Annotated in this window: 13 protein-coding genes; 9 read left to right on the top strand and 4 right to left on the bottom strand. The window is 41.2% G+C overall.

The genetic code is table 11. From position 1 onward, the window contains the following. The first annotated feature begins 62 nt into the window (after nucleotides 1-62). Both IGK85_RS15845 and citG read left to right on the top strand, forming a co-directional pair. Nucleotides 63-758, top strand: a complete 696-nt coding sequence (locus IGK85_RS15845; RefSeq protein WP_005233081.1) for a GntR family transcriptional regulator — start codon at nucleotides 63-65, stop codon at nucleotides 756-758. Next, nucleotides 751-1614 (top strand): triphosphoribosyl-dephospho-CoA synthase CitG, encoded by an 864-nt coding sequence (citG, locus tag IGK85_RS15840; RefSeq protein ID WP_008381844.1) that lies wholly within the window; start codon nucleotides 751-753, stop codon nucleotides 1612-1614. The genes IGK85_RS15845 and citG overlap by 8 nt, the downstream gene beginning before the upstream one ends. Here citG and IGK85_RS15835 read toward each other — a convergent pair. Continuing rightward, the gene (locus IGK85_RS15835) at nucleotides 1591-2307 is read right to left on the bottom strand and encodes a response regulator transcription factor (protein ID WP_008381846.1); all 717 of its coding nucleotides are present in this window, start codon (nucleotides 2305-2307) and stop codon (nucleotides 1591-1593) included. The two genes, citG and IGK85_RS15835, sit on opposite strands and share 24 nt — an antisense overlap. Before the next feature lie 53 nt (nucleotides 2308-2360). Here IGK85_RS15835 and IGK85_RS15830 point away from each other — a divergent pair, with 53 nt between their 5' ends. Further along, nucleotides 2361-4166 carry a sensor histidine kinase gene (locus tag IGK85_RS15830; RefSeq protein ID WP_008381848.1) on the top strand — a complete coding sequence of 602 codons (1806 nt, stop codon included), beginning with the start codon at nucleotides 2361-2363 and terminating at the stop codon, nucleotides 4164-4166. Between the two features lie 15 nt (nucleotides 4167-4181). Here the strand turns inward: IGK85_RS15830 and IGK85_RS15825 are convergent, their stop codons facing one another. Next, nucleotides 4182-4601: a phosphate-starvation-inducible PsiE family protein gene (locus IGK85_RS15825; RefSeq protein ID WP_008381850.1), complete on the bottom strand. Its 420-nt coding sequence runs from the start codon at nucleotides 4599-4601 to the stop codon at nucleotides 4182-4184. 478 nt (nucleotides 4602-5079) lie between these two features. On the opposite strand from IGK85_RS15825, the gene IGK85_RS15820 reads away from it, so the two are divergent. Continuing rightward, a complete protein-coding gene (locus tag IGK85_RS15820) occupies nucleotides 5080-6603 on the top strand; it encodes a flavocytochrome c (protein ID WP_008381852.1) in 1524 nt (507 codons plus the stop codon). Between the two features lie 277 nt (nucleotides 6604-6880). Beyond that, nucleotides 6881-8263, top strand: coding sequence for a lytic polysaccharide monooxygenase (locus tag IGK85_RS15815; RefSeq protein WP_008381854.1), 1383 nt, complete (start codon nucleotides 6881-6883; stop codon nucleotides 8261-8263). A gap of 179 nt (nucleotides 8264-8442) precedes the next feature. On the opposite strand, the gene IGK85_RS15810 is transcribed toward IGK85_RS15815, so the two are convergent. Beyond that, a complete protein-coding gene (locus IGK85_RS15810) occupies nucleotides 8443-9723 on the bottom strand; it encodes a 2-hydroxycarboxylate transporter family protein (protein WP_005230514.1) in 1281 nt (426 codons plus the stop codon). 13 nt (nucleotides 9724-9736) lie between these two features. After that, a complete protein-coding gene (locus IGK85_RS15805) occupies nucleotides 9737-11398 on the bottom strand; it encodes a malolactic enzyme (protein ID WP_337447220.1) in 1662 nt (553 codons plus the stop codon). Between the two features lie 116 nt (nucleotides 11399-11514). Between IGK85_RS15805 and IGK85_RS15800 the strand changes: the two genes are divergently transcribed. The 4 genes from IGK85_RS15800 to IGK85_RS15785 all read left to right on the top strand — a co-directional run bounded on the left by IGK85_RS15800 (nucleotide 11515) and on the right by IGK85_RS15785 (nucleotide 14639). Next, nucleotides 11515-12411 carry a LysR family transcriptional regulator gene (locus IGK85_RS15800; RefSeq protein WP_008381857.1) on the top strand — a complete coding sequence of 299 codons (897 nt, stop codon included), beginning with the start codon at nucleotides 11515-11517 and terminating at the stop codon, nucleotides 12409-12411. A gap of 599 nt (nucleotides 12412-13010) precedes the next feature. Continuing rightward, on the top strand, nucleotides 13011-13619 hold the full coding sequence (locus IGK85_RS15795; RefSeq protein WP_008381860.1) for a hypothetical protein: 609 nt from the start codon (nucleotides 13011-13013) through the stop codon (nucleotides 13617-13619). Nucleotides 13620-13622: 3 nt separating this feature from the next. Then, nucleotides 13623-14039, top strand: coding sequence for a hypothetical protein (locus IGK85_RS15790; protein ID WP_008381861.1), 417 nt, complete (start codon nucleotides 13623-13625; stop codon nucleotides 14037-14039). Between the two features lie 27 nt (nucleotides 14040-14066). Further along, nucleotides 14067-14639 carry a hypothetical protein gene (locus IGK85_RS15785; RefSeq protein ID WP_008381862.1) on the top strand — a complete coding sequence of 191 codons (573 nt, stop codon included), beginning with the start codon at nucleotides 14067-14069 and terminating at the stop codon, nucleotides 14637-14639. The last annotated feature ends 1278 nt before the right edge of the window (nucleotides 14640-15917 follow it).

The raw sequence follows: 15917 nt of genomic DNA, 5'->3' as shown, positions 1-15917 counted from the left end.
TTATCGATATATCTATTTTTTCCCAAAAATCTCATTTGTTTTTAGTATGATAGGAGTAAATCATGAATCCAATTATTGATGCAGTAAATAAAAATCTGGATCTGACCAAAAATAAACCATTAAAAGATTTGATCTATGAAGCGTTCAAAAAAACCATCATTTTAGGAGACATTCCCGCAGGCTCTCGCATCAATGAGAAAGAATTTTCCGATACGTTAAACATCAGCCGGACCCCAATTCGTTACGCCATGACGCAGCTGGTGGCTGAAAAACTGGTGGAACACGTACCAAAAATCGGCATCGTCGTAAAAGGGATCAGTATCAAAGATGCTTATGAGATTTACGATATCCGCAAATCATTGGATACATTGGCGACTATCAAAGCAATGGCCTTGATGAGTGAGGAGGATTTCCGGGAGATGCGCTGCTTGTTAGAACATGGCGAACAGCTGAATCGTGAGGATGATGTGGATGGGGTCTTGAAAAACTTTTCTGACTTCAATGCGTTTATTTACGAAAAAAGCCAGATGCTGCGGTTAAAAAGTATCGTGCTGGATCTGCAAGCGTACCTCGTTTATTTTCGTGACATTGCGATTCGCTCTTCTAGAAGAAGGGATGCGGCATTGGCGGAACATTGGCTGATTTATCGCGGCATGAGAACCAATGACACGGAACAGATCACGTTGTTGACCCATGAACATTTGGATCACTCCCTGCAATTTATTCTTGCTGAAATGGAGCGAAGAAAAATTGACTGATTCCCGTCTTTTTATCGCCAGCAGCTATGCAGTCAATGCGCTGCATTATGAGGTAGCGTTAGCACCCAAGCCTGGTTTAGTAGATCCTTGCTCCTCTGGTGCGCATCAGGACATGAATGTGTTTACCTTTATCAATAGTATCACTTGTTTGGCGCCTTTTTTTCAGCGCTATAGCCAAGCTGGCTTTGCCCATACAGGCGCCCTGATCCAGCTGTTTGACCAGTTACGTGGGATCGGTCAAGAAGCAGAAGAAGCGATGCTTCAGGCAACCAAAGGCATCAATACCCACAAAGGGGCGAACTTTTCCTTTGCAGTTTTGTTGGGGGCGACAGGAGTCTATTATCAACAGCATGACAAGGCTGTGCTGACGGCTGAAGATACCAATCAGATCCTGCAGCTTGCCGCCGACATCTGCCAGCATTTGGTCAAGCAAGACCTGCAGCAAATCACCCACAAAGACCAGTTGTCTTACGGAGAAAAAAATTATTTAACCTACGGCACGATGGGGATTCGTGGAGAAGCCGCAGCTGGTTATCCAACGGTTAAAAAACTGCTGGAGTACTTACGGCAGCAACCACAAAAAACCTCCGTTTCCTTGTTACGAGGGTTGGTCTATCTAATGAGTGAAACCGAAGACAGCAACCTCGTCCACCGAGGCGGCTACGAGGCGATGAAGACAGTGCAGCAGGAGATGCAAAAAATTCACGAAGCCAATCTGTCGGATACAGACTTGCTTCGTGAATTAACGACCTATGATCAAGTATTGATTGCACGCCATTTGAGTCCCGGCGGCTCGGCGGATCTTTTAGCCTTGGCCCTTTATTTCTTGCAGCTAGAAGGCGTCTCCTTCTGGTAAAAAGGTATAGCCGATCCCCCAAACGGTTTTCAAAAAACGGGCTTGCTTCGGCTCATCTTCAATTTTGTTTCGCAGATGATTGATAAAAACCATCACGGTATTGGCATCGAATTGGCCATCTTGCCAAACATTGCTGTAAATCTGTTCTTTCGAGAACACTTGATCCGGATTTTCCATGAAAAAGCGCATCAGCATGATTTCTTTTGAAGACAACTTGATGGGCTGATCATTTTTGAAAAACTGATAGCGTTTTTGGTCAAAACGAAACATGCCGCTGCACAGATCTCCTTCCGGTTTAGCGATCCCTTTTTCTCGCAGCACGTTGCGGCGATCTAGAATCGAAACGATTTGTGCTTTTAAGAGTGCCGGTGAAAAAGGCTTCGTAATGTAGTGGTCAGCGCCAATCTCATAGCCGTTGATCATATCTTTTTCGTCACTTTTACCGCTCAAAAAGACGATCGGCACCGTGGGGTTTTCTTCTCGAATCAGTTGTGCCAAATGATAGCCGTCATTTTCATGCTCCAAACTGATATCCAGTAAAAAAAGATCAAAGCTGACACGAGAATTGATCGCAATCGTTTTTTCAACGGAATCAGTCTGGTAGATCAAAATGCCCGTCGATTGTAAAGATTTCCAAATCAGCCGCCGAATAGCAGGGTCATCATCAACGATTAAAATTTTTTCATCTCGCAAAATATCCGCCTCCTGTATCAATAGTATTATAGTAAATATGAAAGGGGTTTACAATGAAACCGCCATCAAAGTTTTGGCTGTATTTAAGCGTGGTCGCTACCTTATTCATTACATTGATTGGACTTATTTTTACCTTTACAAGTTATAAAAGCGCACAAAGACAAGCTGAAACCGTCGGGTTGCGGCAGTTAGAAACGGTCAACCAAGCGGCGATCAAGCTGATCAGCCGTAGTATCGAATCGTACCACATGGCTCTTGCCAATTATGCCGATGACCACCTCGAAGGTGCCGCCTTGGCTGATTTGCAGCGCCCCTTAACGTTACCAGTGATCAATTCCGCGAACAATGCCATGGTCGGATTGTTTTTGATCGACCAAACGGGTCAGGTCATCGCCCAAAATACCGCAACGTCTATCAATAAACCACAAGATCCAACGATGCAGGAACTGTTATTTAAAGATCCATCCTTAGACAAAGTATTGGCGGGTCGGCAGGTACAAAATGGGCAAGTCTATTTCGATGGTAAAGAGGCCTATTTAAATGTGTATCAGTCCCTAACCCTTGACGACAAAGAAGCGGTTCTTGTGATGCCTTTGAATCTGCAGCGCATGTATCATCATGAATTTACCACCGATCGCAATGTTTCCGGCTATACGATGGTCAAAAACGCCGATATGCGGATCGTTATGCACCCATCGGACGAACAAATTGGTTTTTCCATCGTTGAGAGCCGCAAAAAAGAATTTCCAGAGCTGGATTTCACCGATCTTGAGCGCTTGGAGCAAGAACAAATCGACAATGAAGAAGGCACCTCCGTCTATTATTCTTATTGGTGGAACGAAGAAACACTGCAAAAAGTGCTGAAATTGGCTGCTTATCAATGGATCACCATCGGCGACAGTCGGCTGATCGTCGCCAGCAATGCCGATTTTTTGGAGCAAAGCGGTCTCTTCTTACAAGACAACTTGATTTTGATCGGCCTGCTGGGTTTGTTGTTTGTCATTATGATTTTATTGACCGTACTGATCAAAAACTACATGAAACGCAATCAAGCCTATGTCGAAAACCAAGCATTGAAAGAACGACAACGGCTGTTAAAAGAAAAGCACGAAATCGAAAAAAACATTTTGCAAGAATCAAAACTGGAAACCATTGGCTTGCTAACGACCTCAATCGTCCATGACCTAAACAACTTTTTGACGCCTATGATTGGTCATCTGCAATTGCTGATCGAGGAAAACCAACACGATGAAGTCTTAGTGGAGGACTTGCAAGAAGTCTGCAAAGCGGCGGAAAAAGGCAAAGAGTTATCCAGCAATGTGCTACGTTTTTCGAAACTCGAAAGTGCCGATAAAACTGTGCAGTCGATCGCTACTACCTTGACAGAAGCCATTGATACTATGCGCGCACTGTTGCCAAAAGCCTTTTCCCTTACGTATGATATCCAAGAAGTAGGATATGCCGTCTACGAGAAGATCGATCTGCAAGTCATCATTTACAATTTGTTGATGAATGTGTACCAAGCAAATGCCGATTGCAGCATTCGATTGAGTCGCACTTCGACAGAAAGCGCCACCTTTCCATTTCGTAAGCAAGCTTTCTCCGCACAACAGGAGTTTGCTTTGATCGAAATCGTCGACAACGGTCCCGGCATACCAGAAGCAATCCAAGAAAAAATCTTTACCCGCTTCTTCACGACCAAGAGTGCCACTGGCGGTACTGGTCTAGGACTCTTCACTGTCTCTTCAATCGTGGAAAAAAACGACTGGTTGATTGATGTTACAAGTACGCCTAAAGGAACCACCTTTTATATTGGTATTCCTCTAACTGATCCCGAAAAAGCCACTGAACCCAACTGATCCGACGGGCTAGTTTCAGTGGTCTTTTTCTTGGGCATGCTGGAAGGCATTGATTTTTTGCAGGACTAGCAAGACGAGTACCAAGACAAAAATCGCTAGAGCAAAAAATAGGGCATCGTTCGCCATGCCTTGCGTCAGCAATAGCTCGCGCAAAATCGCAGTAATACTGATCAAAATCAAGTAACGGACGGGAATATGGTGTCCGTCCTTCATATACCGCAGCAACATCAAAATGATTTCTAACAAGATGAATAACGTGGCAATTTCTTCAATCAAAAAGGACAGGTGGGGCGCTTCACTTAAAGGAAAGAGCGTCGTGCTGATCATAAAAATCGCTTTTCCCATAAAAATCAAGACGACAACGACTAAGATCGCTAACATGCTATCAATACAGATACTGATCACTCGCTCGAACATCCGGGTCAATTTTTCCATTTGCCACTCCATTTCTGCTTTTTCTTTTATTATACAAAAGAAGGCGCAGGACAAAGAGAAAAGAACAGTGAAAGAACAATCGCGGCAATATCTTTTTGACCGCGAACTTAACGGTCATTCTATGAGCGGGACCTTTGTGGCAGCTTTGAATAGAAGAAAGTAGCGAGGAAAATATAGTATCTTTTTCCAATAAAATTAGAAAAAGATGAGAATGGATAGTTAAAATATACACAAATTATTACGAGACACTTAGTTTCTTTTTTTGTTACAATGGTTAAATAAAATAGAACTCTGTTGAAACGTTGCTTAAACAATGTTTTTATCGCTATCGAATAGAAAAATAGTCCGATCGCAAGATGTTTACCATTGTTAATAAAGTAACAAGTTAAGCAGGGTTCGCAAGAAAAATGCTTCTTTTCTCATCATATATGACGGGGATCAGTGAGGAGAAAAGAGCAAGAAAAACGGAGGGAAACAAATGAAAAAAAGTGGATGGTCAAAATGGGTGATTGGGGCAGCCTCATTATTGTTGCTTAGTGCATGTGGTGCCGATGGCGGTACAAAAGCCAGCAGCAGTGCGGCAAGCTCTTCTTCAGAAAGTGAAGTCACTTCAGGTGCTTCCCAACAAGAGTATACCGATCCAGCAGAGTTAAAAGATCAATATGATATCGTCATCGTTGGTGCTGGCGGTGCAGGGATGGCAGCAGCCTTGTCGGCTAAAGATGCTGGAATGAATCCAGTCATTTTAGAAAAAATGCCGATCGCAGGCGGAAATACCTTGAAATCTTCTGGCGGAATGAACGCATCAGAAACCAAATTCCAAGAAGCCCAAGGCATTGAAGATTCGAATGAACAATTTTTTGAAGATACCCTTAAAGGTGGTAAAGGAACCAACGATCAAGAATTGCTGCATTATTTAGTAGACAACTCTGCTTCAGCGATTGATTGGTTGGATTCAATGGGGATCACTTTAGACAATATCAGTTACAGCGGCGGTGCCAGTGTAAAACGGATCCATCGTCCTCACGACGGTTCAGCAGTCGGTACGTATTTGGTGGATGGCCTGTTGAGAAACATTCATGAGCAAGAAATTCCTTTATTTGTAAATGCTGATGTGACAAAAATCAATGAAACAGACGGCAAAGTCACTGGCGTCAACGTGAAAATCAATGGCGAAGAAAAAGAAATCGCTGGTGATGCAGTGGTTGTTACTACTGGTGGTTTTGGCTCCAACAAAGAACTGATCGAAAAATATCGTCCAGATCTGAAAGGCTATGTCAGCACGACTTCTGAAGGAAGTACAGGCGATGGCATCAAGATGATCGAAGAATTAGGCGGCGCAACGGTTGATATGGATCAAATCCAAGTCCATCCAACAGTGGTTCAAGATACAGGTATGTTGATCAGTGAAACCGTTCGTGGAGAAGGCGCCATTTTGGTGAACCAACAAGGGGAACGTTTCTACAATGAATTAGAAACCCGCGACAATGTTTCAGCTGCTATTACGGATCTGCCAGAAAGCTATGCCTACTTGATTTTTGACAATGCGTTAGCAGGTAGAGCCAAACAAGTCGATTACTACAAAGAACAAGGTGTAGTGGTAGAAGCTGACACCATCGAAGCGTTAGCTGAAAAAATCGATGTCGATCCAGCAACCTTGAAGAAAACTTTAGATACATGGAACCAAGCAGTGGCAGAAAAAGCCGACAAAGATTTTGGTCGTGAAACGGCGATGGACTATGATTTGACGGAAGGGCCATTCTATGCGATTCAAATTGCACCTGGGATCCACCATACAATGGGCGGCGTCAAGATCAATACGAAGACCCAAGTGTTGAAAGAAGATGGCACACCAATCACTGGCTTGTATGCAGCAGGTGAAGTGACCGGCGGTATCCACGGACAAAATCGAATCGGCGGCAATGCTGTAGCCGACATTATGGTCTTTGGTCGCCAAGCAGGCGCGCAATCCTCTGACTATGTGAAAGAAAATGGGAAATAAGCGGCTGTTTTTTCCTAAAAAAGATCGTCTATAAAGAAAGAAACTTGGAACGAATCCTCTTAAGTGATTAGGAGGAGAATCGTTTCAAGTTTTTTTGTATTTCTCACTGAAAGGACGGAAAACTAGTCATTATAATCTTATAATGATTAAGTCGTTTATCATACATATATAAATAAACTATTTTTAAATGTAGGGTTTGCTTTTCAATGAATCGGAATCAAGGAATAAACGGATAGGATTGGTTTATTCGATGATAAAAAATTTTAGGAGGCAGAGTATGAAAAACGCATTGGTAAAATGGTCGGTCGGGGTGGCAATCTTACTTGGAGGGAGCTTATTCTTCACGGGGAAACAAGTATTTGCTCATGGTTATGTGGAATCACCGGTCAGTCGGGGCTATCAAGGGTCTTTGGATCGCAATACGTTAGGGTGGAGCGCTGCGTTTGAGAAATATGGCAATGTCATTTCAAACCCACAATCATTGGAAACTAAAAAAGGCTTTCCAGAAGCAGGACCAGTAGATGGTCGCATCGCTTCGGCAGATGGTGGACTCGGACAAATCGGGGACTTTGTTCTTGATGAACAAGGAACCAATCGTTGGACCAAACAAGACATCAATCAAGGACCATTGCGGGTCAATTGGCATTATACAGCGCCTCACAAGACCACAAAATGGCATTACTATATCACGAAACCAGGTTGGGATCAAAACGCGCCACTTTCAAGAGATAGCTTGGAATTGATCGCTACTGTGAATCACGATGGTTCGGCTGCCAGCAATAGCCCAAGCCATACCATTACCATTCCAGAAAATCGTCTCGGTTACCATGTCATTTTAGCGGTCTGGGATGTTGCAGATACGCCAAATGCCTTTTATAACGTGATCGACGTCAACGTTTCCGGCTCAACGGTCATTCCCGAAAAACCAGCAGCACCAGCAAATGTCCGCTCAGAACGAGTGACTAGCAGCACGGTGGCTTTAGCATGGAACGGTCAAACCGATGCGAAAGAATACAACGTGTATCGCGATGGTGCCTTAGTGGCAACGACTACTGAGCCAACTTTTACCGACACACAATTAAAAGCCAACACAACCTATAGCTATCAAGTAGAAGCAGTTGGCTTTACTGCGTTAGTTTCAGAAAAAAGTGCTGCAGTGAAAGTGACTACCTCAGCAGATAATCAAGTCGAAACACCTTCGACACCAGGCAACCTGCACCAAATGAGCGTGACAGACAGCAGCGTGTCCTTAATGTGGCAAGCATCGACTCATACAAATGGGATCGCTGGATATGATGTTTACCGCAATGGCGTCAAAATTGCTACGGCCACAGGAACAACCTATGAAGACACGAATCTAGCAGCGGATACAACCTACAATTACCAAATCAAAGCAATCAGCAAAACGGGCGAACAATCCGCTTTCAGTAACCAGCTGAGCGTGAAAACCAATGCCAAAGAAGAAACTGAAACACCTGGAGGCGGGGAGTCAGAATACCGTGTGTGGAAACTAGGAACTTTCTCTGCACCAGAAGTGTATACAAGCGGTGAAATCGTGAGCCATAAAGGCAGCAACTATGTCGTGATCAACACCCACTCAAATTACGGGGACACCACTTGGTCTCCTGATCAAGCACCAACCTTGTTTCAGAAGTTGTAACCCTTGAATGAATCAGTAACGCAAGAGCAGTGCGGTGGCACTGCTCTTTTTGGCTCTTTTATGAGGAAATGATTGAACCTTGTTTGATTCGTGCAACCAATTGGACGAATTCGTTTGAGGAATGCAAAAACAGGTGCTGCTATGCATCATGCGTAGCAGCACCTGTTTTTTGTTCTTGATCAAGAATAGAAGAAACGGATCAAGATCCCACCTAAAATCAGCACGATTGCACCGCATAAACGGTTGGCCATTTGGGCAAAAGCAATCATTTCCATTCTATCAGAGGCAGACAATACAGCGATATTACCTGTTCCCCCCATGGAGTTGTTGATCATACCGGCGCCAATTGCGGTTTCAACGGGGTACATCCCCAATACCATCCCGAAGAACCAGCTGGCAGCCCCCATAGATACGACACTGGTTAGGCAAAGCACGACAAATTGCCAAGTAAAGGCAGAGGCCAATGTTGACAGATCGATCAATGCCAAACCAATCCCCGCCAAGACTGCGTGGGTCAAATTCGTCATCACAACATTGTTGAACATCACCACAGAATCTTCGAGTTTCTTAGGGACAATATTCAAGGCTTTCAGAATAAAGACAATCACGATCATAAAGGCATACTCGTGAATTTTAGGGAAAAAGTCGCTTAAAATCGCACCAACGACCAACAGTGAAAAGGAAAACAGCATCCCGACCCCGATTTGTTGGGCATCAAGCGTTATTTTTGGTTTTTCTAATTCTTCTTTCGTGGCATTGATCAGGGTGCCATGGCCATTGTATTTGGTTTTAGCAAAGGCCTTTGCGATAAATAAAGCACCAATAATGGCAAGAATATTCCCGAAAGTAACTGCTGGCGCTAATTGAGAAAAGATGGCGGCTTGATTGCCGTTTGCCAAGCCATCAGCATAAATTTGTGAAAGTGGGGTGATTCCCGCCCCCATCCCGCCAGACATCATTGGTAGAGACACATACATCACCGAATCAGCGAATCCATTGCCTAGCAGCATACCGACAAGGCCGACGGAGAAAAAGCCTACTACCATGGTGATCAAAGCAACAGGAATGAATTTCGTAGAAGCCTTCACCAACAAATTGCGGTTCATACCTAAAATCGAGCCGCAAATCAAAGCGGCAATATAGAAATCAAGAAAACCAAAACCGCCCCCCATGAAGTCACTGACCGCGTCAATGACTTTCGTGGGAACGAGATGGAAGGAGGCCAAAAGGGTGGCACCAAGCAGGGTAAAAACTGACCCACCGCCAAGATAAGAATTCATGATCGGGAGTTTTTCCCCAATGAAATACAGCAGGTGTCCTAAGGCAACCAGTAAAATGGTGATCCCGACCATATTTAATGGCAACTTGTCTAAGGCAATCGCACTGAATATGACAACCATGAAAAAGAGATACAAGGGAAGACTAATTCCCGAAATCGTCATCGTTTTTAATTTATTCATTTTTCAGACCTTCCTAGTATGTTGGATACCATTTAAGATTTTGGACAGCTTTTGCCATATCGGTTTCTTGCGCTTGGGCTAGTCCTTGTTCTTTGGCTTTATTGGCAACTGCTTCAGCCACTTTGATAGAAACGTCCGCAACGTATTCAAATGGTGGAAGAACAGGTGCACCAGGTTGGCTCAAATCAACCAAACCACTTAATGAGTGAGCAGCGGCACCAATCATTTCGTCGGTCAAGAGAGAGGCTTCTGAAGCCAACATACCTAACCCTAGACCAGGATAGATCAAGGCGTTGTTTGCTTGACCGATTTGGTAGTCGACCCCTTTGTATTGGATCGTTCCTGAAGGGACACCGGTTGCCACAAAGGCTTTTCCATCAGACCATTCGATTACTTGTTCAGCCGTTGCTTCTAATTTTTTGGTTGGATTCGAGATAGGGAAAATCACTGGACGAGCTGTGTTTTCACACATCGCTTCCACAACTTCTTTGGTAAAGGCGCCGGCATTGGTTGAAGTACCGACCAAAATCGTTGGTTTTGCGACTTTAATGACATTGATCAATTGCGTCATATCGCCAGCATTGGCAAAGTCAGCCCGTTTTTTGGCAAATGGTTTTTGTGCAGGAGTCAAATCGGACATATCATCGAACAAAAGCCCTTGTTTGTCAACCATAAAGAAATGATTGTAGGCTTCTTCTTCTGAAAGACCTTCGCTGACCATTTCGGCATGGACACGGCTGGCAATCCCGGCACCAGCGGAACCACCGCCATAACATAAGTAGACTTGATCCGTTAATTTTTCACCTGTAATATCTAATGCGCCGAAGATACCGCCCAGTACAACGATTCCCGTTCCTTGGATATCATCATTGAAAGTTGGAATCGATTGTTTGTATTTGTCCAAAATCGTTGCAGCATTTGAACGGCCAAAGTCTTCCCAATGCAAGTAAAGTTTAGGGAACAATGATTCTGCCGTTTGAACAAATTGATCGATGAATTGGTAGTAGGCATCACCGTAGACACGTTCTTGACGATTGCCTAGATACAAATGATCCTCTAACAATTCTTTTCGGTTCGTGCCAGCATCGATCACGATTGGTAAAACAGAAGCAGGGTCGATCCCAGCAGCTGCTGTATAAATCATCAATTTACCGACAGAAATATCGACACCTTGGACACCCCAGTCACCAATCCCAAGAATCCCTTCAGCGTCAGTGGCTACGATCAAGCGAATGTCTCGATCGCCAGCGGCATTTTTCAACGTTTCTTCGATATTCTCTGGATGATTGATATCTAAATACGCTGCATATTGAGGATCCACAAATAGGCGGCTGTAATTTTCAATGGTATCGGCAATCGTTGGATCGTAGACGATCGGATTGAATTCAACGATATGTTGGTTGAACAAATAGTAGAACAATGTCCGATTGGTATTAAAGATCTCCATTAAAAAGTGACGTTTTTCAATGTCTGATTCTTTGGTGACATATTGCAAATAGGCTTGTTCTGCTTGTTCTTCGATCGTTTGCACGTGAGGGGGCAATAAACCGATCAACCCTAGTTCTTTCCGTTCTTCTTGTGTAAACGCAGTTCCTTTGTTTAAAAAGGGGTTATTTAAAATGTCATGTGCTTTCATTATGTTCCTCCGATAGGTGTATTTTGAGTACTCGTTCATTTCCATTAGCTACTTTAATCCTCGGACAGAATTATAGTCAACTATCGGTGGTATAATAAAAATTATTTATAACAAAACCGCTGCTAGTTTAAACCGGTTAAGGGAGGAATCAGACGATGAATATACGAGATTTAGAATACTTTAACGCTTTGGCAGATATGCTTTCTTTTACCCAAGTGGCGCATAAATTTGCGGTCAGTCAACCAACCGTCAGCTACGCTGTCAAACGCTTGGAAGAGCATTATGGCTGTGATTTGATCGTGCGAGAAGCCTCACATCGCTCCATCTCATTGACCACGGAAGGGGAAATTTTGAAGGCTCATGCGCAATATATCTTAGATGAATTTGTGACCTTAGACAGAGCCATCGACCATGCCAAAAACAACCGCACCCACATCGGCCTGCCACCGATCATTCGTTCCAAAGTCTTTTCAAAACTCTTAGATGAAAAAGAGATCATCCGCTTTATTTCGAAATTTCACTTGGTATCTGGGGGATCCAATGAATTGCTTTCAAAACTATTGTCAGGAAAAATCGATTTTAGCTTGCTGGGCAGTGTCAATCCCCTCGTCCACCCGAATCTGCAGGTGAAATTATTGCATCAGCAAGAGTTTTTTATTTTTGTGTCAAAAGAAAACCCATTAGCTAAGAAAAAGGAAATCTCATTTGAAGAAGCTGCCGAATATCCCTTTATCCTATTGGAAAAAGGCTATACCCACATGCGCGCCTTTCAGAATTTAAGTGAGAAATCAAAGAAGAAGCCGGAAGTCCCTTTTTATTTTTCAGACGTCCAGACGATTGGCCAGCTGGTCAGTTCCAATATCGGCATTACCTTGATGACGGAATTTCCTGTGTTTCAAGAAATGGAAGGCTTAGTGAAAATACCGCTAGTCCCTGAAGATAAGGAAATTTTTTATATTCAATATGCCTATTTAAAGAGTGCGATGTTGAATCAAGAGGTTCAAAAGTTGATTAGGATCTTGGATGAGCTGTCCTGGGAGGAGGAAGGATGAGGAATGGGGATTTCTTGAGGTAAGGTCAGAGAAAAATGGTGCAGGTGTGTGTTCTTCGGATGTTGAAATAAAAGGGATCTTTCAACGCGGGACAAGACGAATGGATGGTTCCTTTAACCAATGAAACGAGAAAAAGCTTCCTTTTTACCAATCAAGATTTCTATGGAATCGAAGATAGTAAGAGATACAATATAGTGCCATTAGAAATATTTTCTGGTGTTGATGAAGTAAGTTACCAGTTGATCAAGAAAGTGATCCCTAATAGCCTACAGTTTTATTCATTTTAAGAATAAGCAAAAAGAGAAAATTTCAGAACCCCTCTCACACACCGTATCGTGTGATGAATCTTACCAAAAATAATTCAAATGAAGTAGCAAAACGTATAAGATAAAGAACATGTTAGTGAAAACGAAGCGTTCGTATTTTGATTCAAATGAATCGAAATTGACGCTAATAATTCTGCAATATCTGGTATAGTTTAAGTTGGTTAATCAAATAACCCATGACAAAAATGTAAGTTGTGATTTTATTACCTAAATGATATTTTCTTATTGTGGATTGATAAAAATCTATAATAAGAAAATGGAAGAGGTTGAATCATGGGTATTAAGTTTAAAATTGGTGTAGCAGCTTTGGTAACGATTTTAGGTCTAAGTGTAGTAACGTCTGGTTTGACTGCTCTAGCCACAGAAATAGAGCAAGAAAACCGTGTTTCATTGTATAATATTGAAGAAGAAACTGACACCATCTATGATTCTAAACAGGACGAAACAGCAACGATTCAAATAACAGATGACGTTTTAATTATCAATGGAGAAGCTTATAATCAAGAAAAACTAGAATCTCTTTTAGCGACAGCAGAGGAAATTGGTCAAGCTAGTAACGGCGGACGACAAAAGAGATTTGCAGCTGCCGCAGGAGTTTACTTTATTCCTGGTATTGGACAAGTAGCTTTGGCTGCGACTGGAGCGATTGTTCTGGGGGGCATTACGATTGGTGCTGGGCATTGGGCATACAGCACAATTAAAAATTACTTCGAAAATAACAAAAGTAGTGGTCCTGTAGGGAAGGAGAACAGAAAAAAACAAGGACGGGAAGTTAACGAGAAGAAAAAGAAAAACGGTTGGAAATCGAATTCAAATAAAAAGACAAACCGTCCTATGAAAAAACATACTCCTGGTAGAGGACACAAAAAGGGGGCTCAGTAAATTTTGATTAAACTAAATTTAAAACCTTCAACTAATAAATTTGTAGCAAAGAGTATCTCAGAATTTGTCAGCTGGTTAAAGAAAAATTATGATTTTCCTTCTGCTGTACATGTTAATGTGACTGGAGCAAATTATATTACAAATGGAGTAACGGGAGAAAAAGCTACCGCAACTTGTTATCTGCCATGTTCAAAATATGAAGTTGCTGAGATAAATATATCAACTGGTGATTTTTTTGAATTTGTTAAAGCAGAAGGAAAAGATAGTGCAATATATACAATTGTTCACAGTATTTGTCATGAAATACAACATTATTATCAGTGGATTGATGATTCGACATTAAATGAAGAAGAAGCCGATCATGGAGCAGATGAAATGACCTATGAATATATTGATTTTCGAGGTTTTTTATATGAATAAGTTTGAGAACATTGAGTATAATATAGTATGAAGAAAATAGACTTTTTATCTTTTAATAATCACCTAATCGAGCTATATTCAAGAAATTTTATAGAGAATGGAGACGAATCTTTTTCACTAGGGTATATATTAATGGAGCTAGATTCATTTATTGTATTTATGTCAATTAGTGAAATTGGCACACTGGAAAGTATTCAACTGAGAAGCAAAAAATTTATAACAAATATTTTTAGTAATACTGAGTATACAAAAATGTATGATTTTTTTGTTAGTTACTCTAAAAAAATGAACGCTTTTGATGGATTTTCATTAGAGAAATCAGTTGCTTTAACTGAGAATACAACGCCTAAAGAGATTTTGAATACGGCATTGAAGCGAAATAAAACGATATCGATCATAACGTCAATCGACGAGAGTATACTAACAGGGAAAATTGTTTTATTAGATATAAATAGATTGGTACTCTCATTACTAGATTATGAAAATATTGAAATAGATCACAAACAATCAGTCAGCTTAGAAACTATTCTATGTATTGATGTAGTTAGTGTTGAGAATTATTTATATGATAAGTATTTAGTAATGAAAAACGCCAATTAGATAAATTGATTTTTCGTATAATATTAACTTCGCTACAATTCTCTGAGCCCGATCATTCATGATCGGGTATTTTTTATTATAATCAGCTTCAATAAATTTAGGACAAATTTCTAGGAGAGAGGACTGAAGTTTATTCTCTTTCTAACGCTAGCTCGGGTCGTACGGAAATGAAATGGTTTTAGCATCATAATTTACTATTTGTCGAGCGAAAGAGTACCAAAAATATCCGCTTGAAATACTCGAATAAAAAAATTGGTGAGTGCTGAAAACAGATTTAATGATCTGATCAATACGTGGACAAAAAGTTTCAGATGTTAGAAATTAATGAAAGGGAATGTTCAACAGAATATTTAATCAGAATACTTATCAAGAAACCTTAAGTGTTTAAGATGCTTAGTATAATCGATGAAAAAGATAGTGATTGGATTTAACGAGAAAGAAGTTGTTTTCTATCAAAGAAATATGGATGTACGCAATCATTGGACAGTGGCGGCTATTTTTAGAAGAGTAATTGCAAGGAAAATGTAAAAAAATTTCGTACATTTTTTTGTGTTCAGAAATACGTAACAAAATCTAAGTTCAGTTATTCAGTCGGTATTAAGTTATGGTAAAATTTACGATGAAATCGATCAGCCTATAAATCAAGAAGATTACCAGAATACTGACCTTTTATTTTCAAGGGATTACTAAAATAGTTAACCTTATCGTGCAAAAGCAAAAAAGATAGATCGAAGAGGCTGGTGGAAAAGTCGAATCTTTAGAAGAGTGGGTCCCTCCCATGAAAAGATGAGGGGCAACAAATAGAAAGGCGAATACGGTAGAATAGCATGTTTTCAGGGATGTAACATGATAATTGCGTGCCTGTTTTGTCGAACACAATGTATAGATGAACCAACTGGTTCACTAGACTCAGAGACAGAATTAATGGTATTAGATATTTTTCAAAGAATTGAATGGAATAATACGAGCTTTGTAATGGTGATACATGATGCTTCCGTAGCAAATATTTGCGATGAGCTATACATGTTAAAAGATAGAAAACTAGAGAATTTTCAAGACTTTAGAAATATCTAAAATAATTTTGAATTCTACTATCAGCCGTAGCAAGAGATATTACCAGCGAATTTTGAAATTGATTTAATTCATAATGGAAGGGGTCAGAAACTTTTAAGTTTTTGATCCTTTTTTGATTCCTCATTTCATAGCTCTTTCAGCAGCTCAATTAATTAGGTCAGAAAGTATCTCCATTTAAAGGACATCAGAGTATACATTGTTGAC

Origin of the sequence: Enterococcus sp. AZ015 (genome assembly GCF_050499225.1) — a bacterium.
Classification (GTDB): Bacteria; Bacillota; Bacilli; order Lactobacillales; family Enterococcaceae; genus Enterococcus_D; species Enterococcus_D entomosocium.
The sequence above is the reverse complement of the archived record's forward strand: the minus strand, read 5'-3'. Positions and strand labels throughout refer to the sequence as shown.